The sequence below is a fragment of the Pseudomonas fluorescens genome (genome assembly GCF_002022275.1).
Classification (GTDB): Bacteria; Pseudomonadota; Gammaproteobacteria; order Pseudomonadales; family Pseudomonadaceae; genus Aquipseudomonas; species Aquipseudomonas fluorescens_AJ.
The window spans coordinates 64,385-87,998 of the sequence record NZ_MSDF01000014.1; the positions used below are offsets into that span (position 1 = coordinate 64,385).

22 protein-coding genes are annotated in these 23,614 nt (G+C 61.3%); 10 read left to right on the top strand and 12 right to left on the bottom strand.

The features are described from left to right. Positions 1-95: 95 nt before the first annotated feature. The 5 genes from pqqA to pqqE all read left to right on the top strand — a co-directional run bounded on the left by pqqA (position 96) and on the right by pqqE (position 3,312). Positions 96-170, top strand: coding sequence for a pyrroloquinoline quinone precursor peptide PqqA (gene pqqA, locus BFW87_RS08465; RefSeq protein ID WP_003194766.1), 75 nt, complete (start codon positions 96-98; stop codon positions 168-170). A 71-nt stretch (positions 171-241) separates the two neighbouring features. Then, entirely contained in the window at positions 242-1,153 is a 912-nt protein-coding gene (gene pqqB, locus BFW87_RS08470; RefSeq protein WP_078739427.1) for a pyrroloquinoline quinone biosynthesis protein PqqB, read from the top strand. Between the two features lie 11 nt (positions 1,154-1,164). After that, positions 1,165-1,917 (top strand): pyrroloquinoline-quinone synthase PqqC, encoded by a 753-nt coding sequence (gene pqqC, locus BFW87_RS08475; RefSeq protein ID WP_078739428.1) that lies wholly within the window; start codon positions 1,165-1,167, stop codon positions 1,915-1,917. Beyond that, positions 1,914-2,189, top strand: a complete 276-nt coding sequence (pqqD, locus tag BFW87_RS08480) for a pyrroloquinoline quinone biosynthesis peptide chaperone PqqD (protein WP_078739429.1) — start codon at positions 1,914-1,916, stop codon at positions 2,187-2,189. Before pqqC ends, pqqD begins: the two co-directional genes overlap by 4 nt. Further along, positions 2,182-3,312, top strand: coding sequence for a pyrroloquinoline quinone biosynthesis protein PqqE (gene pqqE / locus BFW87_RS08485; RefSeq protein ID WP_078739430.1), 1,131 nt, complete (start codon positions 2,182-2,184; stop codon positions 3,310-3,312). The genes pqqD and pqqE overlap by 8 nt, the downstream gene beginning before the upstream one ends. A gap of 5 nt (positions 3,313-3,317) precedes the next feature. Here pqqE and BFW87_RS08490 read toward each other — a convergent pair whose 3' ends face one another. Together BFW87_RS08490 and BFW87_RS08495 are read right to left on the bottom strand one after the other, a co-directional pair. Then, positions 3,318-3,476 carry a YqaE/Pmp3 family membrane protein gene (locus tag BFW87_RS08490; protein WP_010207008.1) on the bottom strand — a complete coding sequence of 53 codons (159 nt, stop codon included), beginning with the start codon at positions 3,474-3,476 and terminating at the stop codon, positions 3,318-3,320. A 181-nt stretch (positions 3,477-3,657) separates the two neighbouring features. Continuing rightward, positions 3,658-4,920, bottom strand: a complete 1,263-nt coding sequence (locus tag BFW87_RS08495) for an aspartate aminotransferase family protein (protein ID WP_078739431.1) — start codon at positions 4,918-4,920, stop codon at positions 3,658-3,660. A gap of 209 nt (positions 4,921-5,129) precedes the next feature. On the opposite strand from BFW87_RS08495, the gene BFW87_RS08500 reads away from it, so the two are divergent. Further along, positions 5,130-6,029 (top strand): LysR family transcriptional regulator, encoded by a 900-nt coding sequence (locus BFW87_RS08500; protein ID WP_078739432.1) that lies wholly within the window; start codon positions 5,130-5,132, stop codon positions 6,027-6,029. A gap of 226 nt (positions 6,030-6,255) precedes the next feature. Here the strand turns inward: BFW87_RS08500 and BFW87_RS08505 are convergent, their stop codons facing one another. The 10 genes from BFW87_RS08505 to bioB all read right to left on the bottom strand — a co-directional run bounded on the left by BFW87_RS08505 (position 6,256) and on the right by bioB (position 18,810). Next, complete coding sequence (locus BFW87_RS08505) at positions 6,256-8,034, bottom strand: acyl-CoA dehydrogenase C-terminal domain-containing protein (RefSeq protein WP_078739433.1); 1,779 nt, start codon at positions 8,032-8,034, stop codon at positions 6,256-6,258. Positions 8,035-8,292: 258 nt separating this feature from the next. Next, positions 8,293-10,062, bottom strand: a complete 1,770-nt coding sequence (locus tag BFW87_RS08510) for an acyl-CoA dehydrogenase C-terminal domain-containing protein (RefSeq protein WP_078739434.1) — start codon at positions 10,060-10,062, stop codon at positions 8,293-8,295. A 90-nt stretch (positions 10,063-10,152) separates the two neighbouring features. Continuing rightward, entirely contained in the window at positions 10,153-11,442 is a 1,290-nt protein-coding gene (locus BFW87_RS08515) for a GGDEF domain-containing protein (RefSeq protein ID WP_078739435.1), read from the bottom strand. 204 nt (positions 11,443-11,646) lie between these two features. Next, a complete protein-coding gene (locus tag BFW87_RS08520) occupies positions 11,647-13,452 on the bottom strand; it encodes a phenylacyl-CoA dehydrogenase (protein WP_078739436.1) in 1,806 nt (601 codons plus the stop codon). A gap of 337 nt (positions 13,453-13,789) precedes the next feature. Beyond that, on the bottom strand, positions 13,790-14,071 hold the full coding sequence (locus BFW87_RS08525; RefSeq protein ID WP_078739437.1) for a pyrroloquinoline quinone biosynthesis protein PqqE: 282 nt from the start codon (positions 14,069-14,071) through the stop codon (positions 13,790-13,792). Positions 14,072-14,177: 106 nt separating this feature from the next. Beyond that, positions 14,178-14,858: a dethiobiotin synthase gene (gene bioD, locus BFW87_RS08530; RefSeq protein WP_078739438.1), complete on the bottom strand. Its 681-nt coding sequence runs from the start codon at positions 14,856-14,858 to the stop codon at positions 14,178-14,180. Then, positions 14,855-15,667 carry a malonyl-ACP O-methyltransferase BioC gene (gene bioC / locus BFW87_RS08535; protein WP_078739439.1) on the bottom strand — a complete coding sequence of 271 codons (813 nt, stop codon included), beginning with the start codon at positions 15,665-15,667 and terminating at the stop codon, positions 14,855-14,857. The genes bioD and bioC overlap by 4 nt, the downstream gene beginning before the upstream one ends. Continuing rightward, positions 15,660-16,391: an alpha/beta fold hydrolase gene (locus BFW87_RS08540; RefSeq protein ID WP_078739440.1), complete on the bottom strand. Its 732-nt coding sequence runs from the start codon at positions 16,389-16,391 to the stop codon at positions 15,660-15,662. The genes bioC and BFW87_RS08540 overlap by 8 nt, the downstream gene beginning before the upstream one ends. Next, a complete protein-coding gene (bioF, locus tag BFW87_RS08545) occupies positions 16,384-17,565 on the bottom strand; it encodes an 8-amino-7-oxononanoate synthase (protein WP_078739441.1) in 1,182 nt (393 codons plus the stop codon). The genes BFW87_RS08540 and bioF overlap by 8 nt, the downstream gene beginning before the upstream one ends. Before the next feature lie 189 nt (positions 17,566-17,754). Beyond that, positions 17,755-18,810 (bottom strand): biotin synthase BioB, encoded by a 1,056-nt coding sequence (bioB, locus tag BFW87_RS08550; RefSeq protein WP_065871819.1) that lies wholly within the window; start codon positions 18,808-18,810, stop codon positions 17,755-17,757. 92 nt (positions 18,811-18,902) lie between these two features. Between bioB and BFW87_RS08555 the strand changes: the two genes are divergently transcribed. From BFW87_RS08555 to BFW87_RS08570, 4 genes are all read left to right on the top strand, one after another. Then, positions 18,903-19,640 carry a ComF family protein gene (locus tag BFW87_RS08555; RefSeq protein WP_078739442.1) on the top strand — a complete coding sequence of 246 codons (738 nt, stop codon included), beginning with the start codon at positions 18,903-18,905 and terminating at the stop codon, positions 19,638-19,640. Positions 19,641-19,697: 57 nt separating this feature from the next. Further along, positions 19,698-20,462 carry a TOBE domain-containing protein gene (locus BFW87_RS08560; RefSeq protein ID WP_078739443.1) on the top strand — a complete coding sequence of 255 codons (765 nt, stop codon included), beginning with the start codon at positions 19,698-19,700 and terminating at the stop codon, positions 20,460-20,462. A gap of 79 nt (positions 20,463-20,541) precedes the next feature. Next, on the top strand, positions 20,542-22,440 hold the full coding sequence (locus tag BFW87_RS08565; protein WP_078739444.1) for a PhoX family protein: 1,899 nt from the start codon (positions 20,542-20,544) through the stop codon (positions 22,438-22,440). Between the two features lie 168 nt (positions 22,441-22,608). Beyond that, positions 22,609-23,583 (top strand): serine/threonine protein kinase, encoded by a 975-nt coding sequence (locus BFW87_RS08570; protein ID WP_017138020.1) that lies wholly within the window; start codon positions 22,609-22,611, stop codon positions 23,581-23,583. The last annotated feature ends 31 nt before the right edge of the window (positions 23,584-23,614 follow it).

The following is a 23,614-nucleotide window of genomic DNA, read 5'->3' on the forward strand; positions in this document are numbered from 1 at the left end:
AACATTCATACGCAATATCTGAACATCTCCGACTGGAGGTGGACTATATGTATGACTCAGTAGTAAACGTCCCGTCCCTCCACAGGAGAATGAATATGACCTGGTCCAAACCTGCTTACACTGATCTGCGCATCGGCTTCGAAGTCACCATGTACTTCGCCAGCCGCTGATTTGCCTGGTAGTACAACGCCTCGGTTCGCCCGGGGCGTTTTTGTTTTGAGCTTTGCTTGATGGAGCGTCCATGTTTGTCCAGATTCTAGGTTCCGCCGCCGGCGGTGGCTTCCCGCAGTGGAACTGCAACTGCGTGAACTGCGCAGGTTTTCGCGACGGCAGCCTGCGAGCCCAGGCGCGCACCCAATCGTCCATCGCGATCTCCGACGATGGCGTGAATTGGGTGCTGTGCAATGCCTCGCCGGATATTCGTGCGCAACTCCAAGGCTTTGCGCCGATGCAACCCGGTCGGGCTTTGCGTGACACCGGCATCAGCGCAATCATCCTGATGGACAGCCAGATCGACCACACCACCGGCCTCTTGAGCCTGCGCGAAGGCTGCCCGCACCAGGTGTGGTGCACCGACATGGTCCATGAAGACCTCAGCACCGGCTTCCCGCTGTTCACCATGCTCACCCACTGGAACGGCGGCCTGGCCTGGAACCGCATCGAGCTGGACGCCAGCTTCACCATCCCGGCGTGCCCGAACTTGCGTTTCACCCCTCTACCCCTGCGCAGCGCCGCACCGCCTTACTCGCCACACCGCTTCGACCCGCACCCGGGCGACAACATCGGCCTGATCGTCGAAGACCTGCGCACCGGCGGCAAACTGTTCTACGCCCCGGGCCTGGGCAAGGTCGACGCACCGCTACTGGACATCATGGCCGGCAGCGATTGCTTGCTGGTAGACGGCACGATGTGGGATGACGATGAAATGCAGCGCCGTGGCGTCGGCACGCGTACCGGCCGCGAGATGGGCCACCTGGCGCAGAACGGCCCCGGCGGCATGCTCGAAGTGCTGGAGCAACTGCCCGAGCAGCGCAAAGTCCTTATCCATATCAACAACACCAACCCGATCCTCGATGAAGACTCCCCCGAGCGAGCGGAGCTGGTGCGGCGTAATGTCGAAGTGGCTTACGACGGCATGAGCATTGAATTGTAGGAGCTGACGACATGACTGACACACCGCTGACGCCCGCCGAGTTCGAGCACGCCTTGCGGGCCAAGGGCGCCTTCTACCATATCCATCACCCGTACCACGTGGCGATGTATGAAGGCCGCGCCACCCGCGAGCAGATTCAGGGCTGGGTCGCCAACCGTTTCTACTACCAGGTGAACATTCCCCTGAAAGACGCCGCGATTCTGGCCAACTGCCCGGACCGCGAGATCCGCCGCGAGTGGATCCAGCGCCTGCTCGACCACGACGGCGCACCCGGAGAAGACGGAGGCATCGAAGCCTGGCTGCGTTTGGGCCAGGCGGTCGGCCTCGACCCCGACCAATTGCGCTCTCAGGAACTGGTACTTCCCGGCGTGCGTTTTGCGGTGGATGCCTACGTTAACTTCGCCCGCCGCGCCAGCTGGCAGGAAGCCGCCAGCAGCTCGCTGACCGAGCTGTTCGCGCCGCAGATCCACCAGTCGCGCCTCGACAGCTGGCCGCAGCATTACCCGTGGATCGACCCGGCCGGTTATGAGTATTTCCGTACTCGTTTGGGCCAGGCTCGACGCGATGTGGAACATGGCTTGGCGATTACCCTGCAGCACTACACCACCCGTGAAGGCCAGGCGCGCATGCTGGAAATTCTCCAGTTCAAACTCGACATCCTGTGGAGCATGCTCGATGCCATGAGCATGGCCTATGAACTCAAACGCCCGCCCTACCACAGCGTGACTGAGCAGCGGGTCTGGCATAAAGGGATCACCCTATGAGCTTTGATCGCAGCAGAACACCGACCTGGCGCCAAGGCTATCGCTACCAGTACGAGCCCGCGCAAAAGGGCCACGTGTTGCTCTACCCCGAGGGGATGATCAAGCTCAACGACAGCGCTGCGTTGATTGGCGGCTTGATCGACGGCGAGCGAGACGTGGCTGCCATCATCGCCGAGCTGGATAAACAGTTCCCCGGCGTGCCTGAGCTCGGTGCAGACATCGAGCAATTCATGGAGGTCGCCCGTGCTGAGCACTGGATCACCCTTGCCTGAAAAACCGCCTGTCGGCCTGCCGCTGTGGCTGCTCGCCGAGCTGACGTACCGCTGCCCGCTGCAATGCCCGTATTGCTCCAACCCCCTGGATTTCGCCGAGCAGGGTAAAGAGTTGAGCACCGAACAATGGATCAAGGTGTTTCGCGAAGCGCGGGAGATGGGCGCCGCTCAACTGGGCTTTTCCGGCGGCGAACCGCTGGTGCGCCAGGACTTGGCTGAACTGATCGCCGAGGCGCGCAAGCTGGGTTTCTACACCAACCTGATCACCTCCGGCATCGGCCTGACCGAGCAGAAGATCAGCGACTTCAAAAAGGCGGGTCTGGACCATATCCAGATCAGCTTTCAGGCCAGCGACGAACAGGTGAATAACCTGCTGGCCGGCTCGAAAAAAGCCTTCGCGCAAAAGCTCGAAATGGCCCGGGCAGTGAAGGCCCACGGCTATCCGATGGTGCTGAATTTTGTGACCCATCGGCACAACATCGACAAGATCGACCGCATCATCGAGCTGTGTATTGCACTGGAAGCAGACTTCGTTGAGCTCGCCACGTGCCAGTTTTACGGCTGGGCGCAGCTCAATCGTGTGGGGCTGTTGCCGACGCGGGAGCAATTGGTGCGCGCCGAACGCATCACCAATGAATACCGCGCCAAGCTGGAAGCCGAAGGCCATCCGTGCAAATTGATTTTTGTCACACCGGATTACTACGAAGAACGCCCGAAAGCTTGCATGAATGGCTGGGGCAGCATTTTTCTGACAGTGACGCCGGACGGAACCGCCCTGCCCTGTCATGGCGCCCGACAGATGCCGGTGCAATTTCCCAATGTGCGCGACCACAGCATGCAGCACATCTGGTACGACTCATTTGGCTTCAACCGCTTTCGCGGCTACGACTGGATGCCCGAGCCGTGCCGCTCATGCGATGAGAAGGAAAAGGATTTCGGCGGCTGCCGCTGCCAGGCGTTCATGCTGACCGGGGATGCCAGCAATGCCGACCCGGTGTGCAGCAAGTCCGAGCAGCACGGCATCATCCTGCAAGCGCGGGAAGAAGCCGAACACGCCACCCAGACCATCGAGCAATTGGCCTTTCGCAATGAGCGCAACTCACGGCTCATCGCAAAAGGCTGACAGCCTCAGCGCTTGGCGATGATGTACACCGCGTGAATGATGCCGGGGAAGTAACCGCACAAGGTCAGCAGAATATTCAGCCAGAACGCACCGGCGAAACCCACTTGCAGGAACACACCCAGTGGCGGCAGCAGAATGGCGATGATGATACGAATGATGTCCATGGGTCAGCTCCAAAAAGTCGGCTCGTGTGAGCCGTGTAGCTAATCGACCTTGGCGGTTCGTGAGGGTTCAGTGGGATCTGGCACTGCGCCATCTTGTAATCCAAAGACAAAAAAACGCCCCCAGCCAAAAGAATCAGGCTGGAGGCGCCGCGTATGCCGCGAGACGGTTCAGAAAAAAGGTTTAAACAGCGATGCCCTTGCGGCATTGCAGTTGAGCGGTGCGGACACGCGCAAAGGCGCGCGCCAGGCGCAGGAGCATTTCGTCGATGTGGCTTTTGCTGATGTTCAAGGCGGGAGTAAAACGCAAACAGTCAGGCTGCGGCGCTGTGAGGATCAAACCTTCGTGCAGCGCAGCCTTTACCACAGCATCCGCAGAATCGTCCGACAGGGTCAGGCCCCACATCAGCCCGTTGCCACGTAATTGCCCGTGGTCGTAACGATAGGCCAGCCGGGCGAGCCCTTCGCCCAGGTACAGGCCTGATTCGCGTACCTGTTCGAGAAAGCCGTTTTCCGTCACCTTATTGAGTACCGCAAGGCCGACAGACGCCATCAGCGGATTGCCGTGATGCGTCCCGTCCAGCTCTCCCACTTCAAAACAGCAGGCTTTGCCCCGCGCCAGAAGCGCTGCCAACGGCACGCCACCGCCCAGGCCTTTGCCGAGGGTGATGATGTCGGCGCGTACGCCGTACTGTTCCTCCACGAGCAGGGAGCCACAGCGGCCAATGCCCGTTTGCACTTCATCGAGGATCAGCAAAATGCCCAGTTCACGGCACAGCCGTTCAACGCCTTTGAGGTAGTGCTCGGAGGCGGGAATCACACCCGCTGTGCCCTGAATCGGCTCTAACATGATCGCCACGGTTTGTGCATCGACGGCGGCGTGCAGGGCCGGCAGGTCGTTGAAGGGAATGTGGCTGAAACCCGGCAGTTGCGGTTCGAAACGATTGTTGCGGGAGTCCGCCGACGCCGCCATTGCGGCAAAGCTGTGGCCATGGCAGCCACCGCTGGCGGTGATGATGTGGTGAGCACCACCGCGATGCAGTTGGCCCCATTTGCGCACCAGCTTGATTGCGGCTTCACACGCCTGCGCGCCACTGTTGAGCAGGTAGGCTTGGTCGCTGCCGGTGAGGTGGCACAGACGGTCGACGAGGTTGAGTTGAGCCCGGTTGTAGAGGCCGGCGCCAGGATTGACCAATGTTTGCGCCTGCTCGGTCAAGGCTTCGACTACCGTTTGCGAACTGTGCCCGAGGCTGTTGGCGCCGCGACCCTGGCTGAAGTCCAGGTAGGCACGACCGTCGCTGTCCGAAAGCCACGAACCCTCGCCGCGTACAAAAACTTGCGGAGGGCGCGACATGGTGGGCATCAGGCATTCGCTGGAAGGATCATCACGCGGGGCATCAAGGACCAGATCGTCAAGGCTGGGCGCGGGGCGGCGAAACAGGTTCACAGATCACCTCCGATGACAACCCGACCTCTGTCGGCAAGCCCCTTGCGGCACGGCTGGAGGTTTTTTGCCTTGCCTATGTAAACGTCATCAACAAAAACGCTGTTCATTGCCCGATCCGGCCCTGTAAGCCCTGCGAATAGGCGCTAGACTAGGCGCCCAAGGGGCCAGCGGCCATTTCGATTTTCCAGCTTTTTCGATAAGTAAGTCTTATGGATTTCAAGCAACTGCGTTATTTCGTCGCGGTGTACGAGGAAGGCCACGTAGGCCGTGCTGCGGAGCGTCTTTCGATCTCTCAACCGGCCCTCTCGCAGCAGATTCGCCAGTTGGAACAAAACCTCGATGTCAGCCTGTTCGAGCGCAGCAGCAAGCGCCTGTTGCCGACGCTGGCCGCGCACACGCTTTACAACCACGCGCTGCCGCTGATCGATGGCATGCAACACGCCGTCGAAGCCTTGCGTAACTTCAAGGGCCAGGCGATGCGCACCTTGGCCATTGGGGTGCTGCAAACCGTGCACACCAGCCTGGTCCCGCAAATGCTGGAGCGCGTGCGCAAAGCCCAGCCGCATCTGGTGGTGCAGATCTACGAATTGACCGGGCTTGAAATTGAGCGGCGGCTGCTCAATGGTTCGCTGGACATCGGCATCAGCTACTTGCCGCCCCGCCAGCCGGGGTTGACCGGTGTGTTGTTGTACGAAGATGAGCTGAAGGTGGTCATCCCCGAGGACCATCCCCTGCGTGAATTCAAGAAAGTCTCGCTGAAACAGGCGGCCGAGTTGCCGATGTTGCTGCTGGGGGAAGAGTTTCAGGTCCGGCAGATCTGGCAAGGCCAGCTCGCCAATCTGGGCCGACGCCCGCAAGTGCAGGCTGAGCTGAATACGATGGCGGGGATTCTCGACAGCCTGCCCCACACCAAACTGGCGACGGTGCTGCCCGGGCGCTCCCAGGACGAACACAACAGCAAGGCATTGCTGTGGAAACCCTTGAGTGAACCGAGGGTGCCGCTGAAAGTGGGGTTGGTGTGCCGCGATGTGCAGCGTCAGCAGGCGACGGTGGCGTTGCTGCGCACCTTGCTGGAGGACGTGATGAATGCCCCGCAGGCAAGCGCCTGACTTTTTCGCGGGCAAAAGAAAACCCCGCCGAAGCGGGGCTTTGCAGACTGTTTCCCTGACATCCATTTCACTCCGCCATCCTGGCAGAATCCTACGTGTCCCTGTTGTTGCTTTGCGCTTCCTGCGCGACGTCCATGTGAAGTAGATTATCCGTGGATCCAATTTGGCGATAGAGGACGAATAGCAGCACGTCATGTAAGAGAATGCTTACACGCCCTCCAAGCCTTTAAAACAGTGACTCGTCCAACAGGAACAGCGATTCGCTACCGGCTTTTACCGACGCACTCAGCGAGTGAATACGCGGCAACAGGCGCGCGAAGTAGAAACGCGCCGTACCGAGCTTGCTGGCGTAGAAATCTTCCTCGGCCTCTTTGCCCAGCGCGGCCTTGGCCATGCGTGCCCACATGTAGGCGTAAGCCATGTAGCCAAACGCGTGCAGGTACTCCACCGAAGCAGCGCCGATTTCATTCGGGTCGGTCTTGGCGCGGTCCAGTACCCAGGCGGTCAACTCATCCAGGTTATCCACCGCAGCGCTGAGCGGCCGGGTGAATTCGCCCAACTCGGCACCCGAGGCGGCGATGAACTGGCGGATCTCGTCGGCGAACAGGGTGTAGAACTTACCGTTGCTGCCTACAATCTTGCGCCCCATCAAGTCGAGTGCCTGAATGCCGTTGGTGCCTTCGTAGATCTGGGTGATGCGCACGTCGCGCACCAACTGCTCCTGACCCCACTCGCGGATGTAGCCGTGGCCGCCGAATACCTGCTGGCCCAACACGGTGGTTTCCAGACCGAGGTCGCTGAGGAACGCCTTGGCGACCGGGGTCAGCAACGCCACCAGGTTGTCGGCACGCTCGCGGGCGGCGGCATCTTCACTGAACTTGGCGATGTCCAGCTGCGTCGCCACATAGGTGGAGAACGCACGGCCGCCTTCGTTCGCCGCCTTCATGGTCAGCAGCATGCGGCGCACGTCCGGGTGCACGATGATCGGGTCGGCGACTTTGTCCTTCGCCTTGGCGCCGGTCGGCGAACGACTTTGCAGACGGTCGCGCGCGTACTCGATTGCGTTCTGATAAGAACGCTCGCCCGACGCCAGGCCCTGAATGCCCACGCCCAAACGCTCGTAGTTCATCATGGTGAACATAGCCGCCAAGCCACGGTTCGGCTCGCCTACCAGGTAACCCACAGCGGCGTCGAAGTTCATCACGCAGGTAGCGGATGCCTGAATGCCCATCTTGTGTTCGATCGAGCCGCAGGTCACCGGGTTGCGCGCGCCCAGGCTGCCATCGGCATTGACCATGAACTTGGGCACCAGGAACAACGAAATGCCCTTGGGCCCGGCCGGTGCGTCCGGCAGCTTGGCCAGCACCAGGTGGATAATGTTTTCGGTGAGGTCGTGTTCACCGCCGGTGATGAAAATCTTGGTGCCGCTGATGGTGTAGGAACCGTCCGCCTGAGGCTCGGCCTTGGTGCGGATAATCCCCAGATCAGTACCGGCATGTGCTTCGGTCAGGCACATGGAGCCGGCCCACTCGCCCGAGTACATCTTCGGCAAGTAAGTGGCCTTGAGTGCTTCGCTGGCGTGGGTGTTGATGGACACGCAGGCGCCGGAGGTCAGCATCGGGTACAGCCCGAAGGCCAGGCTCGACGAGTTGATCATCTCTTCAACCTGCGCCGACACCGCCTTTGGCATGCCCATGCCGCCAAACACCGGATCACCGCCTACACCCACCCAGCCACCTTCGGCGTAGGTTTTGTAGGCCTGCGGGTAACCATCCGGTGTGCTGACCGCGCCGTCTGCCCAGCGGCAGCCTTGTTCATCGCCGCCACGACTGATCGGGGCGATGGATTTTGCGGTGACTTTGCCGGCTTCCTCGAGGATCGCCTCTACGGTTTCAGCATCGACGGTGTCTGCCAATGCCGGCAATTGGGCCCAAGTGTTGGCGACCTCAAAAACTTCGTTGAGGACGAAGCGCATATCACGCAGCGGCGCTTTGTAATCAGCCATGGCAAACCTCGTGAGAACGTAAAAAGTAATTCGGCAGGATCGGTTTTACAGGCTCAGAGTGTACCCGAACAACTTTTCAGACACATAGGGTCCTTTTGTGACCATTTGGTATTTATTAGTCACCACTAACTCTAATGTGGCCTTGTGTGGGAGCTGGCTTGCCTGCGATGGCATCACCTCGGTGGACCTGACAAACCGAGGTGCCCGCATCGCAGGCAAGCCAGCTCCCACATTTTGACCGCAGTGAATCAATCGCGCTTATAGGGCAAATAGCTGAGCAGGCAAGCTCATCAGGCATTCGCTGCCCGCCTCCACGGCGGCGCGGTGTGTGGCCGTACGCGGCAACAGGCGCTTGAAATAGAAATCGCAGGTGGCCAGCTTGGCCTTGGCAAACTCGGCATCATCCTGATCTTGAGCCGCAATCGCCATGCGCAGCCACAGGTAAGCGAGGATGATGTAGCCGCTGTACATCAGGTAATCCACGGCCGCCGCACCGACTTCATCGGGGTTTTTCATCGCCGCCATGCCGACCTTCATCGTCAACTCGCCCCACTGCCCGTTCAGTTGCTCGAGCTGCGCCACATGGGCCTTAAGCTGCGGATGTTCGGCATTCGCCGCGCAGAACTTATGCACAATCTTGGTAAACCCGCGCAGCAACTTGCCCTGGCTGCCGAGCACCTTGCGCCCCAGCAGGTCGAGCGCCTGAATGCCGTTGGTGCCTTCGTAAATCGGCGCGATGCGCGCATCGCGTGCCAACTGTTCCATGCCCCATTCGCGAATGTAGCCGTGCCCGCCGAACACCTGCATGCCGTGATTGGTCACCTCAAGACCGGTGTCAGTCATGAAGGCTTTGCAGATCGGGGTGAGGAACGCCAGCAGGTCTTCGGCTTCCTGGCGCGCGGCGGCGTCGCTGCTCAGGTGCGCGGTGTCGAGTAACTGCGCAGTGAAGTAGGTCAGCGCGCGGTTGCCTTCGTTGAACGCCTTCATGGTCAGCAACATGCGGCGCACGTCGGGGTGCACGATGATCGGGTCAGCGGCTTTTTCCGGGGCTTTGGCGCCGGTCAGCGAGCGCATTTGCAGGCGGTCGTTGGCGTACTTGATCGCGCCCTGGAAACTCGCCTCGCCATTGCACAGGCCCTGCATGCCGGTGCCCAGGCGCGCGTGGTTCATCATGGTGAACATGCAGTTGAGGCCTTTGTTCGCCTCGCCGATCAGGAAGCCCTTGGCGCCGTCGAAGTTCAGCACACACGTGGCGGAGGCCTTGATGCCCATTTTGTGTTCGATGGAGCCGCAGTGCACCGCGTTGCGCTCGCCCGAATCGGCGTGGAACTTGGGCACGATAAACAGCGAAATGCCTTTGGTGCCCACCGGTGCGTCCGGCAACTTGGCCAGCACCAAGTGGATGATGTTGGCGCTCATGTCGTGCTCGCCAGCGGAAATGAAGATCTTGCTGCCGGTGACCGCGTAACTGCCGTCTGCCTGGGGCACGGCGCGGGTCTTGATCAAGCCAAGATCGGTGCCGCAGTGGGCTTCGGTCAGGCACATAGTGCCGGTCCATTCGCCCGCGGTGAGTTTGTTCAGGTAGGTGGATTTTTGTTCTTCAGTGCCATGGGCGTGAATCGCCGACATCGCGCCGTGGGTCAGCCCCGGGTACATGCCCCAGGACGTGTTGCTGGAACCGATCATCTCGCTCAGCACCAGGCCCAACGAATGCGGCAAGCCCTGACCACCGTACGCCGGGTCCGCCGCCACGCCGTGCCAGCCGCCTTCCACGTATTGAGCGAAGGCTTCCTTGAACCCCCTGGGCGTAGTCACCACGCCATTGTCGAAATGACAGCCCTCTTCATCACCGCTGCGGTTGAGCGGCGAGAGCACGTTTTCGCAGAATTTGGCGCCTTCTTCGAGGATCGCATTCACCATGTCCGGGCTGGCGTCGGTGGCGCCCAGGGCGGCGTAATGGCCATGGAAATCAAACACGTTGTCGATCAGAAAGCGCATGTCGCGCAGGGGAGCTTTGTACTCAGGCATGGCAATGTCTCCGGCAGCAGATGGTTTCAACCTACTGCCGGCCACGGCGTCAAACAATCACTGTAGAACCGCTGAATACAGCGCCATCACTCAACCGGCAGCGGTTTCCATGCGCACCGCACCGCGCCGGGTTTGCCCGGCCGCGACCACACAGTTGCGCCCGGCGCCTTTGGCGGCGTAAAGCGCCTGGTCGGCGGATTTGAGCACCTCTTCCGGCGTGCGCTGCTCGGCCTGACGCTCGGCGACGCCGATGCTCACGGTCACCGAAACACTCGACGCGCCGCTGCCCGCGCGGCGCTGGCGACCTTGATGGTCGTCGTGCGGGCGGTCCGGGTTGCGCAGCTTGATGTCGTAGTTGGCGATGATCTCGCGGATCTCCTCCAGGTGCGGCATGCACTCGTCGAGCGTCTTGCCGGCGAACACCACCGCGAACTCTTCGCCGCCGTAGCGGTAAGCACGCCCGCCGCCATTGACCTTGGACAGCTTGCTGGCGACCAGGCGCAGCACTTGGTCGCCCACATCGTGACCATGGGTGTCGTTGAAGCGCTTGAAGTGGTCGACGTCGGTCATGGCCAGCACGTAGTTGCGCCCCAGCCGCTGCATGCGTTCATTCAATGCGCGACGCCCAGGCAGACCGGTCAACTCGTCGCGAAAAGCCATTTGGTAAGCCTCGTGGGCCACACCGGCGGCAATCATCAGCATGACCTGGCTGCACATGATGTTCAGGGTGAACGGCAGGATGAAGGTTTGCGGCAACATCCAGAACAGTCCCAACAGACCGACCAATTGCGCAGCGTGCAGCGGTCGCGGCTGGTACCAGTATTGGGCGGCCAGGGTAAGAAAACCAATCAGGAACATCGGGTAGGCCAACTGGATCAGGCTCATCCAACTGCCATGCAGCGCTGGCCACCGAATCTCCGCCAACCAGCTCAGCACGGCCTGGGGAAAGCTTTGCTCAAGGGCCAATGCCACGCTGCCCACGGCCAACAGCACCGCGCAGCGTGCGATGAAGTCGCGGAACAGGTGGGTTTTTTCCTGCCACAGCGCGTAGATGCTGAACAGCAACGGCAGCAAAAGGCAGCACAGGTGAAACACCACGGCGGCGTCTTCGCGCACGCGGCCGTTGTCGCGATAGAAATCGGTCTGGGTGTCCAGCAGGAAGTAGACGATGTACACCGTGATCATCAGGAACAGTTCACGCTGGCGCCGATACACCGCGCAATACGAACCGCCGAGCAACAGCACCAGGGTCGGCAGCACATTGAACAGCGAGGTGAAGAACACGTTGAGGTCTTTGACGTACGCAGCCGAGAGCCCGGCCATTAACAGCAGCAACGAAGGAAGAAAATGACTGAAACGTACAGCAGACACGCGTGACAAGGGTAAAGCTCCGACCCGCACAGATAGATGGCACAGTGCCTTCACTGCGCACAGTTAAGCACATTCAATGTGACCTGTATCACATTGCCATCACTGTAACGGCAGCCAGCTGTAATCCCTGAGCGCCACGCGGCGTTTTTTATCGCGCATAAAAAAACCGCCGCTCCCGAGGGAAGCGGCGGTTTTCAAGAGAACCCGGAAGGCTTAGTAAGCCAGGCCGAAGTCTTCTTCTTTCATGTCCATCAGGTTGTTCGCGCCCGACAGCATGGTGGCTTTATGGGCCAGGGTACGCGGCAGGATGCGCTGGAAGTAGAAGCGCGCCGTCTGCAGCTTGGCGTTGTAGAACGCCTCTTCGGTGGTGCCGGCGGCTAGTTTCTCGGCTGCCAGGCGTGCCATGTCGGCCCAGAAGTAAGCCAGGCAGGCGTAGCCGGAATACATCAGGTAATCCACCGACGCGGCACCGACTTCTTCGCGGTCTTTCATCGCGGCCATGCCGACCTTCATGGTCAACTCGCCCCACTCTTTGTTCAGTGCAGCCAGCGGCGTCACGAATTCCTGAACGGCTTCGTTGCCTTCGTTGGCCTGGCAGAACTTGTGCACGATCTTGGTGAAGCCCTTCAGCGCTTCGCCTTGGGTCATCAGCACTTTACGGCCGAGCAGGTCCAGCGCCTGGATGCCGGTGGTGCCTTCGTACAGCATCGAAATGCGGCTGTCGCGAACGTTCTGCTCCATGCCCCACTCGGCGATAAAGCCGTGGCCGCCGTAGATTTGCACGCCGTGGTTGGCCGATTCAAAACCGACTTCGGTCATGAACGCCTTGGCGATCGGGGTCATGAAGGCCAGCAGGCCATCGGCTTGCTTCTTGGCTTCGTCGTCGGTGCCGTACTTGACGATGTCCACTTGCTTGGCGGTGAAGTACACCATCGCACGGTTGCCTTCGGCGAAGGCTTTCATGGTCAGCAGCATGCGGCGCACGTCAGGGTGCACGATGATCGGGTCAGCGGCTTTGTCTGGCGCTTTCGGGCCGGTCAGCGAGCGCATTTGCAGGCGGTCGCGAGCGTATTTCAGGCCGCCCTGGAAGCCGATTTCGGCGTGGGACAGGCCTTGCAGTGCGGTGCCCAGGCGAGCGGTGTTCATAAAGGTGAACATGCAGTTTAGGCCTTTGTTCGCCGGGCCGATCAGGAAACCGGTGGCCGCGTCGAAGTTCATCACGCAAGTGGCGTTACCGTGGATGCCCATCTTGTGTTCCAGGGAACCACAGGTCACGGCGTTACGCTCACCCACCGAACCGTCGGCGTTTGGCAGGAACTTTGGCACGATAAACAGCGAGATGCCTTTGGTGCCAGCCGGAGCATCCGGCAGGCGGGCCAGTACGATATGGACGATGTTGTCGGCCATGTCGTGTTCACCGGCCGAGATGAAGATCTTGGTGCCGGAGACTTTGTAGGAGCCGTCAGCCTGAGGCTCGGCCTTGGTGCGCAGCATGCCCAGGTCGGTGCCGCAATGCGGCTCGGTCAGGCACATGGTGCCGGTCCATTCGCCCGAGACCAATTTGGTCAGGTAGGCGTTTTGCTGCTCAGGGGTACCGTGCTCGGAAATGGTGTTCATCGCACCGTGGGACAGGCCCGGGTACATGCCCCACGACCAGTTGGCCGCGCCAACCATTTCGCTCACCGCCAGGCCCAGGGATTCCGGCAAGCCTTGGCCGCCGTGCTCCACGTCGTGGGCCAGGCTTGGCCAGCCGCCTTCGACGAACTGCTTGTAGGCTTCTTTGAAACCGGTAGGGGTCTTAACGCCTGACTCGCTCCAGGTGCAACCTTCGATGTCACCCACGCGGTTCAACGGTGCCAGCACTTGCTCACAGAACTTGGCGCCTTCTTCGAGAATGGCATCAACCATGTCCGGAGTAGCGTCCTGGCAAGCCGGCAGGCTCTGATAGTGCGCTTCATAGCCAAGCAGTTCGTCACGAACGAAGCGAATATCACGCAAGGGGGCCTTGTAGTCAGGCATAGCGATAAACCTCTGCTGATGTATCTGGGATGAACAACCGCGTGGATGTGTGGTGGCGGTCAAACAGGTGTTTGAAACATACGTTTACGACCTGGGGATGTCAAGCGTCGTCCTGAAGCCGTTTGTCATGACGCGGATCAATGGCGCGCAGGCAAGGCCTGCGACGGGTTGTCACGTGATTCAGGAAGTGTAGAAGTTCAGCAGAGCGCCGAAGGGCAAATGTGGGAGCTGGCTTGCCTGCGATGAGGGCGCTGCGGTTTTTCAGTGAAATCGAGGTGAGGCTATCGCAGGCAAGCCAGCTCCCACAGAAGAGCCGGCCTAACTGAAGAGAGGGGAGTTAAGCGTAGGTATCGATCAACGTACCGAGCATTTCATCCGAAGCCTTGGCGACTTTCGCGCCCAGTTCGACCTGAAATTTGCCTTGGGCCATTTCGACCATATTGCTCGCCGAGTTAGACGGCTGAGCGCGATCGTTGGCTTGCAGACGATCACTTTGTGCATCCGAGGGCTGGGTCGTCGCGGCGCTGGCGATCTTGCCGGCAGCCTGGTCGACACGGTCTTGCCCGGTCTGAATGCTGCTCAGCCCCGAATATAACGCGCTGCTTCCAGAGATTTCCATGGCGTAAGCCTGCCTTTAGAGAATCATGAACCTGAATTGAAGCAGACATCCCGGCAAAATGCCCGTCAATAACACTAATGGCATAATGCCTTGGCGATAGCCAAAATCAGTCAAGCAAGTCCAATCCAAGGTACTCGGCCACTGCTGCGGCCCCGGCGTGCTTGAGTTTCGGCACCCGTCCCAGGCACGGCGCCGGCAAGCGTTCAGCCAGGGTGGCGAGGTTTTCTTCCAGACGAGAGGTCTTGGGGTCGATGATATTCGCCACCCAACCCGCCAGTGGCAAACCGTCCCGCGCGATGGCTTCGGCCGTCAGCAAGGCATGGCTGATGCAGCCCAGGCGCACGCCCACTACCAGAATCACCGGCAGTTTGAGCGCCATGGCCAGGTCCGACAGGTTGTCCTGATCGGCCAGCGGCACCCGCCAGCCGCCCGCGCCCTCAATCAGGGTGAAATCCGCCTGACGCGCCAGGATCTGCTGCATGGGTTTCAACAACGATTGCACCGTCAGCGCAACGCCCGCCTCCCGCGCCGCCAAGTGAGGCGCGATGGCCGGCTCGAACGCCACCGGGTTGACCTCGTCATACGTCAGCGGCAACGAGCACTCGGCCAGCAGCGCCAAGGCATCACTGTTGCGTAGCCCCTTGGCCGTCACCTGGCAGCCCGAAGCCACAGGCTTTCCGGCAGCGGTACTTCTGCCCGCCAGCCGCGCGGCGTGCAGCAGTCCGGCCGCAACGGTGGTCTTGCCGACATCTGTATCGGTGCCGGTAATGAAATAGGCGGCGCTCATAGCGGTTTCTCCAGTACGGCGTACACCACTTGGTAGGTGGCAGGCAGGCCCTGGGCCTGACGGAACTGCTCGTAAGCGTCCACCAGTGCAACAATCCGCGCGCGGCCCGTCAACCCTCCCGGGCGGCCCGGGTTGAGGTTATGCGCGCCCAACGCCTTCAATTCGTGGGTCAGGCTGCGCACGTCCGGGTAATGCAGCACGTGGGGCTGACGCTCCAGGCTGCGTATGCGCAAACCGCTGTTGGCGCACAACTGTTGGTACGTTTCAAAGGTGCGAAAACGGTTGACGTGAACCAGGCCATCCGCCGCGCGCCAGCTGTCGCGCAACTCATACAGCGTGCCCACACACAGGCTCGCGAAGGCGAATACACCGCCGGGCTGCAGCACGCGATAAGCCTCGCTGAGCACCGCGTCGAAGTTCGCACACCACTGCACCGCCAGGCTGGAGAAGACCAGCCCGCAGCTTTCACCCTGCAACGACAGGCGCTCGGCATCGCCGACGATGAAATGCTCGGCGCCGCCCAATGGCCGCGCGTGATTGAGCATGCCCTCGGCAATGTCCAGCGCCACGCCCTGGCTGGCGGGCAAACGCTCGCCGAGTACGCGGCTGAAAAAACCAGTGCCGCAGCCCAGGTCCAGCCAGCGTCGCGGTGCAATGCCAACCGGCAGGCGCGCCAGCAGTTGATTGCCCACCGCGCGTTGCAACTCGGCCACGCTGTCGTAACTGGCAGCGGCACGGGAAAATGACGCCGCTACCTGACGCTTGTCCGGCAAGGCGCCCGGCAGTGGGGGGTGGGCTAAATCAGTCATCAACGCACTCATGCAAAAAAGCCTGGATGGCCCCCGCGACACCGTGGGGGTCTTCCAGAAGAAAAGCGTGACCGGCCCGTTCAATCAGGCCGATTTCAACATCCGGCAACAACGCCAGCAGGTCACTGGCAGCCTCGGCAGGCACCAACTCATCCAGACCGGCAAACAGGTGCAGTTGCGGGCCGCGATAGGCGAGCAGGGCTTCGCGCGTGTCGAGTTGGGCGAGCAGTTCCAGGCACGGCATCAACACGTGGGATGGCGTATTCGGCGCACCACTGACCAACAGGCGTGACAACCCGCGCGGGTCTTCGCCGCCTTGGGCACATAACAGGCCGAAACGTTTAAGAGTGACTTGGGAATCGGCATGGCAACCGGCGAGAAACGCGTCGAAGGTCTCGGCAGGCATCGCATTCGGCCAGCCATCATGGGCGACAAAACACGGGTTGCTCGCCAGGGTCAGCAGGCCGCAACAACGTTCGCCGCGCCGCGCCGCCAGCTCGGAGGCGAGCATGCCGCCCAACGACCAGCCACCCAGCCAGGCGTTGTCCGGCAATGTGGCGTCGAGTTCGTCGAGCCATTCGCTCAAGTCACCGGAGCCCAGCACGGGCAAGGGTTCGATATGCACCTGCAGGTGCTCGTCGAGCCCACGCAAGGCAGCAGCCAAAGGCTCCAGCGGTGACACGCCGAGGCCCCAGCCGGGCAGCAATATCAGTCGATCACGCATGGTCGGGCTCCGTGGCGCCTAACAAGCGAAAACACTCTTCCAATGCGTTTAACAATAGCTGTACCTGCGCCTCGGTGTGAGCTGCCGTCAGCGTCACACGCAAACGCGCGCTGCCGGCGGGCACGGTGGGTGGGCGGATCGCGGTGACCATCAACCCGCGCTCGCGCAGCATCTGCGACAGGCGAACGGCCCTGGCACTGTCGCCGATCAGGATCGGCTGGATCGGCGTGAAGCTGTCCATCAAGTCCAGGCCAAGCTGCTCGGCGCCCTGGCGGAACTGGCGGATCAGGCCATTGAGGTGCTCACGGCGCCAATGTTCGGTGCGCAGCAGTTCGAGGCTTTTCAACGTGGCGCAGGCCAGCGCGGGCGGTTGGCTGGTGGTGTAGATATACGGCCGGGCGAACTGGATCAGGCTTTCGATCAGCTCTTCACTGCCGGCCACAAAGGCCCCCGCGGTGCCAAAGGCTTTGCCCAGGGTGCCGACCAAGACCGGCACATCTTCCTGGCTCATGCCGAAATGCTCGACGATCCCGCCGCCGTTCGCGCCCAGCGGGCCGAAGCCATGGGCGTCGTCGACCATCAACCAGGCGCCTTTGGCACGAGTCTCACGGGCCAGCGCGGGCAGGTCAGCCAGATCGCCGTCCATGCTGAATACCCCGTCGGTGACCACCAATGTATTGCCGGTGGCCTTCTCCAGGCGCTTGGCCAGGCTGTCGGCGTCGTTATGCAGGTAGCGATTGAAACGTGCGCCAGACAGCAAGCCCGCATCCAGCAATGACGCATGGTTGAGGCGATCTTCCAGCACCGTGTCGCCCTGCCCCACCAGCGCGGTGACCGCGCCGAGGTTGGCCATGTAACCGGTGGTAAACAGCAACGCGCGCGGCCGGCCGGTCAGGTCGGCCAGGGCTTCTTCCAGTTCATGGTGCGGCGTAGCGTGGCCAACCACCAAGTGCGAAGCGCCACCGCCCACGCCCCAGCGCGACGCACCGGCGCGCCAGGCTTCGATCACGTGCGGGTGATTGGCCAGGCCCAGGTAGTCGTTGTTGCAGAAGGCGAGCAAGGGTTGGCCGTCGACCACCACTTGCGGCCCTTGCGGGCTGTCGAGCAAGGGGCGTTGGCGATAAAGATGTTCGGCACGGCGGGCAGCGAGGCGCGCGGCGAGATCGAAAGACATGCTGGCCTCGGTAAATCAGGTTGAACGCGGTTAAACATGTGGGAGCGGGCTTGTGTGGGAGCTGGCTTGCCTGCGATAGCATCACCACGGTGTAACTGATACACCGAGGTGCCTGCATCGCGGGCAAGCCCGGCTCCCACACTAGCCCGCTCTCACATTTGGAATGCCTTCCAAATGGAGAAGTTGGCGTCAAACCACAGCGTTATAGAACTGCTCACTGCTCTTCTGCTCCACCAACGCCTGCTCAATCGCCGCCTGATGCACTTCATCGGCGTGCTCTTCACGCGCTTCCGGCAAGATCCCCAAACGCGAGAACAGTTGCATGTCCTTGTCGGCCTGCGGGTTGGCAGTGGTCAGCAGTTTGTCGCCGTAGAAAATCGAGTTGGCACCGGCAAAAAACGCCAGGGCCTGCATCTGCTCGTTCATCGCCTCACGGCCGGCCGAGAGGCGCACGTGGGATTGCGGCATCAGGATGCGCGCCACGGCCAGCATGCGGATGAAGTCGAACGGGTCGATGTCTTCGGCATTTTCCAGCGGCGTACCGGCGACTTTCACCAGCATGTTGATCGGCACCGATTCCGGATGCTCCGGCAGGTTGGCCAGCTGGATCAGCAGGTTGGCGCGATCGTCGAGGGACTCGCCCATGCCGAGAATGCCGCCCGAGCAGATTTTCATGCCCGAATCACGCACGTAGGCCAGGGTTTGCAGGCGCTCGCCGTAAGTACGCGTGGTGATGATGCTGCCGTAGAACTCAGGCGAGGTGTCGAGGTTGTGGTTGTAGTAGTCCAGGCCGGCCTGGGCCAGGGCTTCGGTCTGGTCCTGGTCGAGACGGCCAAGGGTCATGCAGGTTTCCAGGCCCATGGCCTTCACGCCTTTGACCATTTGCAGCACGTAGGGCATGTCTTTGGCCGACGGGTGTTTCCAGGCGGCGCCCATGCAGAAGCGGGTCGAACCGATGGCCTTGGCGCGGGCAGCCTCTTCGAGGACCTTCTGCACTTCCATCAGCTTCTCTTTTTCCAGGCCAGTGTTGTAGTGGCCCGACTGCGGACAATATTTGCAATCTTCCGGGCAGGCGCCGGTTTTGATCGACAGCAACGTCGACACCTGCACCCGGTTGGCGTCGAAATGCGCGCGGTGCACGGTCTGCGCCTGGAACAACAGGTCATTGAAAGGCTGCACGAACAGCGCTTTGACTTCGGCTAAGGACCAATCGTGACGCAGGGTGGCAGTGGTGCTGGCGCTCATGGGCGATTCCTTGATTATGCTTGGGCTTTCGCTGCGGGAAGGGCAATACCCACAGTCACGACACGGATGCTCGGCATATTTAAGGAAGATTCATGCACTGTCAACCTGAGTACAAACACCAAGTTTACATCTGGTTAAAAAACAACCACACCTGTTTAGTCTGCGATGAGGCCACCGAATCGCCTGATTGTGTGTGCAACGTCTGCGAAATGGAGCTACCGTGGCTGATGGAACATTGCGGCGTATGCGCCCTGCCCTTGCCGATGGACGGCTTGATTTGCGGCCAATGTCAGAAATATCCACCCGCGTTTAAACAGGTGACCGCCCCCTGGACCTTCAGCTTTCCCGTCGACACCCTGATCAGCCGCTTCAAGCACCAGTCGCGCTGGCCGCTGGGCCATATGCTCGCGCGCCTGCTGGGGCAGCATCTGCAACATCGCTTCGACAACGCCGAACTCACCCGCCCCGACCTCCTCTTGCCGGTGCCCATGGCGCGCAAACGCCTGCGTGAGCGTGGCTTCAACCAGGCACAGATGCTGGCGCGCTGGCTCAGTGAATGCCTTGAGCTTCCCTACGATGACGACTTGTTGTTACGCCCCCGTGAAACCGTTGCGCAGCAAGCCCTCGACGCCAAGACGCGCAAGCGCAACCTGCTGACCGCCTTTTCATTGGCACCCGGCGCCCAGGTGCAAGGCCGCCACTTCGCGCTGGTGGACGATGTGCTGACCACCGGAGCCACCGCCCACAGCCTGGCCCGGCTGTTGATGGACGCCGGTGCACGCCAGGTCGACGTCTATTGCCTGGCGCGCACGCCCAAACCTGGCGCATGACTTGACTCTGGTGCGCCGCGCCTGCAACGTCCGCTGACCTTATCGAAGCGTATCCACATGTCTCTGCCGACCTCCCTCAGCCAACACATCATCCGTCGCCCCCAGCGCATTGCCCTGCTGGCGCACATCGCCGAGCAAGGCTCGATTACCCGCGCCGCAAAAAGCGCCGGTTTGAGTTACAAGGCCGCGTGGGACGCCATTGATGAGTTGAACAACCTCGCGCAAAAACCACTGGTGGAGCGCAGTGTCGGCGGCAGGGGCGGCGGTGGCGCCAAACTGACCGCCGAAGGTGAGCGCGTGCTGCGCCTGTACCAGCGCCTGCAAGTGTTGCAGGCCGAGATACTGGGTTCGGATGAGGATGCCAGCGACTTCAACCTGCTGGGCCGCTTGATGTTGCGCACCAGCGCGCGCAACCAATTGCACGGTCAGGTCATCGCCATCGACAGCCATGGCCGCAATGATGTGATCCGCCTGCAACTGGCCGGTGGCTTGACGCTGGACGCGCAAATCACCCACGACAGCACCCAGCGATTGGAGCTGGAGGCGGGCGTCGAAGTGATTGCCTTGATCAAGGCCGGCTGGCTGGAATTGCTCGAGGAAGGGCAAGCCGCAACACCCGGACACAATTGCATGGGCGGCCTTGTCGACGCGATTCTCGACGCCGATGACGGCCCGAGCGAAGTGCGCATCGCCCTGCCCAATGGCCTGGTACTGTGCGCCCTGGCGCAGCCCGCCGCGCTCAAGGCGCTGAATGCTGTTGAAGGCCAGCCCATCCAGGTGCAATTCGCCCCGAGCAATGTATTGCTGGGCACCCCGGTGTAGCGAACCCGCCGCTTCAAACTGCAACAATTTCGTCACGAGCGCTCCTTAAGGTGTCTGCAAAAACCGCAGGGAGCCTGAAATGAGCCTATTAGAAGAAAACCAAGCCACCGACCTTGAGCAGATGGTCGGCCTCACCCGCCGCCGCTTTATCGGCGCGGGCGCCCTGTGTGGCGCCGCGATGTTTCTGGGCGGCAACTTGCTGACCCGCAGCGCCATGGCCGTGAATGCCGCGTCCGCTAGCCCGTTGCTAGGTTTCCCGAGCATCGCCGCCGCCACCAGCGACGCCATCACTTTGCCGCCCGGTTACAGCGCCTCGGTGTTGATCAGTTGGGGCCAGCCACTGAGCAAGAACGCCCCGGCCTTCGACCCCTCCGGCAACGGCACGGCCAAAGCCCAGGAACAGCAGTTCGGCGACAACAACGACGGCATGAGCCTCTTCGCCTTCCCCGGCGACAACAACCGCGCGCTGATGGCAATCAACAACGAATACACCAATTATCGCTACCTTTTCGCCCACGGCGGCGCGCCACAATCGGCCGAAGACGTGCGCAAAGCCTTGGCCAGCGAAGGCGTGTCGGTGATCGAAGTGCGGCGCAAGGGCGACACCTGGCAGTTCGTCCAGGACTCGCGCTACAACCGCCGCATCCACGGCAACTCGCCGATTCGCCTGAGCGGCCCGGCCGCCGGCCACGACTGGCTGAAAACAAGCGCCGACAAAAGCGGCAAGAAAGCCCTCGGCACCTTCCAGAACTGCGCCAACGGCAAAACGCCTTGGGGCACTTATCTGACCTGCGAAGAGAACTTCACTGACTGCTTCGGCAGCAGTAACCCACAACAGACGTTCGACGCCGGGCAAAAACGCTACGGTGTGGTCGCCGCCAGCAAAGACATCAACTGGCATCAACACGACCCACGCTTCGATATCGCCAAAAACCCCAACGAACTCAACCGCCATGGCTGGGTGGTGGAGATCGACCCGTTCGACCCGCAATCCACCCCCGCCAAACGCACCGCGCTGGGCCGCTTCAAACACGAAAACGCCGCACTGGCTGAAACCCGCGATGGCCGCGCGGTGGTGTACATGGGCGACGACGAACGCGGCGAGTTCATCTACAAGTTCGTCAGCCGCGACAAAATCAACCACAAGAACCCCAAGGCCAACAAAGACCTGCTCGACCACGGCACCTTGTTCGTGGCGATCTTCGACGCGGGCGACGGCAACGCCGACCATCCCAAGGGCAAGGGCCAATGGGTCGAACTCACCCACGGTAAAAATGGTATCGACGCCAGCAGCGGTTTCGCCAACCAGGCTGAAGTGCTGATCCACGCGCGCCTCGCCGCCAGCGTCGTGAAAGCCACACGCATGGACCGCCCGGAATGGATCGTGGTCAGCCCCACCGACGGCCAGGTCTATTGCACCCTCACCAACAACGCCAAGCGCGGCGAAGACGGCCAGCCGGTGGGCGGCCCGAACCCGCGTGAGAAAAACGTCTACGGGCAGATCCTGCGCTGGAAGGCGAATGCCGATGACCACGGCGCCATGGATTTCAGCTGGGACCTGTTTGTGGTGGCCGGCAACCCCGGCGTGCACGCCGGCACGCCGAAGGGTGGCTCGTCGAATATCAACCCGCAGAACATGTTCAACAGCCCCGACGGTTTGGGCTTCGACAAGGCCGGGCGCCTGTGGATCCTCACCGATGGCGACTACAGCAACGCCGGCGACTTCGCGGGGATGGGCAATAACCAGATGCTGTGTGCCGATCCGTCCACCGGGGAAATTCGCCGGTTCATGGTGGGGCCAGTGGCGTGCGAGGTGACAGGGATCAGCTTCTCGCCGGATCAGAAGACCCTGTTTGTGGGCATTCAGCACCCAGGTGAAACTGGTGGTTCGACGTGGCCGGAGCATCTGCCGAATGGCAAGCCGCGGTCGTCGGTGATGGCGATTCGAAGGGATGACGGCGGCATCGTCGGCGCCTGATAGGGCCTAATCGCAGGCAAGCCAGCTCCCACATTTCGAATTGTGAATACATTCAAATGTGGGAGCTGGCTTGCCTGCGATAGCACCAGAACAGCCACCACCTATCTCGGCCCCGGTGCGTTACCATACCGGGCCGGACGCGGCGCCCTGCTGCGCGCAGGAGTTCGCATGGCCCATCCGTTTGAAACACTCACCCCCGACCTCGTACTCGACGCTGTCGAAAGCATCGGTTTTCTCAGCGATGCTCGCGTATTGGCGCTCAACAGCTACGAAAATCGCGTGTATCAAGTGGGTATCGAAGACTCGGAACCGCTGATCGCCAAGTTCTACCGGCCGCAGCGCTGGACCAATGAAGCGATCCTTGAAGAACACCGCTTCACCTTCGAACTCGCTGAGTGCGAAGTGCCGGTGGTCGCGCCAATGATCCACAACGGCGAAAGCCTGTTCGAACACGCCGGTTTCCGCTTCACCCTGTTCCCCCGCCGTGGCGGCCGCGCGCCGGAGCCGGGCAACCTCGACCAACTCTATCGCCTCGGGCAATTGCTCGGCCGTTTGCACGCGGTGGGTTCCACCCGCCCGTTCGAACACCGTGAAGCATTGGGCGTGAAGAACTTCGGCCACGATTCCCTCAACACCCTGCTCGAAGGCAACTTCATTCCCAAGAGCCTGCTGCCCGCCTACGAGTCGGTGGCGCGCGACCTGCTCAAGCGTGTGGAAGAGGTGTACAAGGCCACGCCGCACAAGAACATCCGCATGCACGGCGATTGCCACCCCGGCAACATGATGTGCCGCGACGAGATGTTCCATATCGTCGACCTGGATGACTGCCGCATGGGCCCGGCGGTGCAGGATCTTTGGATGATGCTCGCCGGTGACCGTCAGGAATGTCTGGGCCAGCTGTCGGAATTGATGGACGGCTACCAGGAATTTCACGACTTCGACCCGCGCGAACTGGCGCTGATCGAACCGCTGCGCGCCTTGCGCCTGATGCACTACAGCGCCTGGCTGGCACGGCGCTGGGACGACCCGGCGTTCCCTCACAGCTTCCCGTGGTTTGGCAGCGAGCGGTATTGGGGTGATCAGGTGTTGGCGTTGCGCGAGCAGTTATCGGCGCTCAACGAAGAGCCCCTGAAACTCTTCTGACTGCCCGCACACTCCTCTGTGGGAGCCAGCT

Coding starts and splice junctions, on each gene's coding strand:
- pqqC (WP_078739428.1), top strand. CDS start 1,165: ATGACTGACACACCGCTGACGCCCGCCGAGTTCGAGCACGCCTTGCGG.
- BFW87_RS08525 (WP_078739437.1), bottom strand. CDS start 14,071: ATGGAAATCTCTGGAAGCAGCGCGTTATATTCGGGGCTGAGCAGCATT.
- BFW87_RS08505 (WP_078739433.1), bottom strand. CDS start 8,034: ATGGCTGATTACAAAGCGCCGCTGCGTGATATGCGCTTCGTCCTCAAC.
- bioF (WP_078739441.1), bottom strand. CDS start 17,565: ATGTCTTTCGATCTCGCCGCGCGCCTCGCTGCCCGCCGTGCCGAACAT.
- pqqB (WP_078739427.1), top strand. CDS start 242: ATGTTTGTCCAGATTCTAGGTTCCGCCGCCGGCGGTGGCTTCCCGCAG.
- BFW87_RS08520 (WP_078739436.1), bottom strand. CDS start 13,452: ATGCCTGACTACAAGGCCCCCTTGCGTGATATTCGCTTCGTTCGTGAC.
- BFW87_RS08490 (WP_010207008.1), bottom strand. CDS start 3,476: ATGGACATCATTCGTATCATCATCGCCATTCTGCTGCCGCCACTGGGT.
- BFW87_RS08570 (WP_017138020.1), top strand. CDS start 22,609: ATGGCCCATCCGTTTGAAACACTCACCCCCGACCTCGTACTCGACGCT.
- bioC (WP_078739439.1), bottom strand. CDS start 15,667: ATGACTGATTTAGCCCACCCCCCACTGCCGGGCGCCTTGCCGGACAAG.
- BFW87_RS08540 (WP_078739440.1), bottom strand. CDS start 16,391: ATGCGTGATCGACTGATATTGCTGCCCGGCTGGGGCCTCGGCGTGTCA.
- BFW87_RS08560 (WP_078739443.1), top strand. CDS start 19,698: ATGTCTCTGCCGACCTCCCTCAGCCAACACATCATCCGTCGCCCCCAG.
- BFW87_RS08565 (WP_078739444.1), top strand. CDS start 20,542: ATGAGCCTATTAGAAGAAAACCAAGCCACCGACCTTGAGCAGATGGTC.
- BFW87_RS08555 (WP_078739442.1), top strand. CDS start 18,903: ATGCACTGTCAACCTGAGTACAAACACCAAGTTTACATCTGGTTAAAA.
- pqqD (WP_078739429.1), top strand. CDS start 1,914: ATGAGCTTTGATCGCAGCAGAACACCGACCTGGCGCCAAGGCTATCGC.
- bioD (WP_078739438.1), bottom strand. CDS start 14,858: ATGAGCGCCGCCTATTTCATTACCGGCACCGATACAGATGTCGGCAAG.
- bioB (WP_065871819.1), bottom strand. CDS start 18,810: ATGAGCGCCAGCACCACTGCCACCCTGCGTCACGATTGGTCCTTAGCC.
- BFW87_RS08510 (WP_078739434.1), bottom strand. CDS start 10,062: ATGCCTGAGTACAAAGCTCCCCTGCGCGACATGCGCTTTCTGATCGAC.
- BFW87_RS08500 (WP_078739432.1), top strand. CDS start 5,130: ATGGATTTCAAGCAACTGCGTTATTTCGTCGCGGTGTACGAGGAAGGC.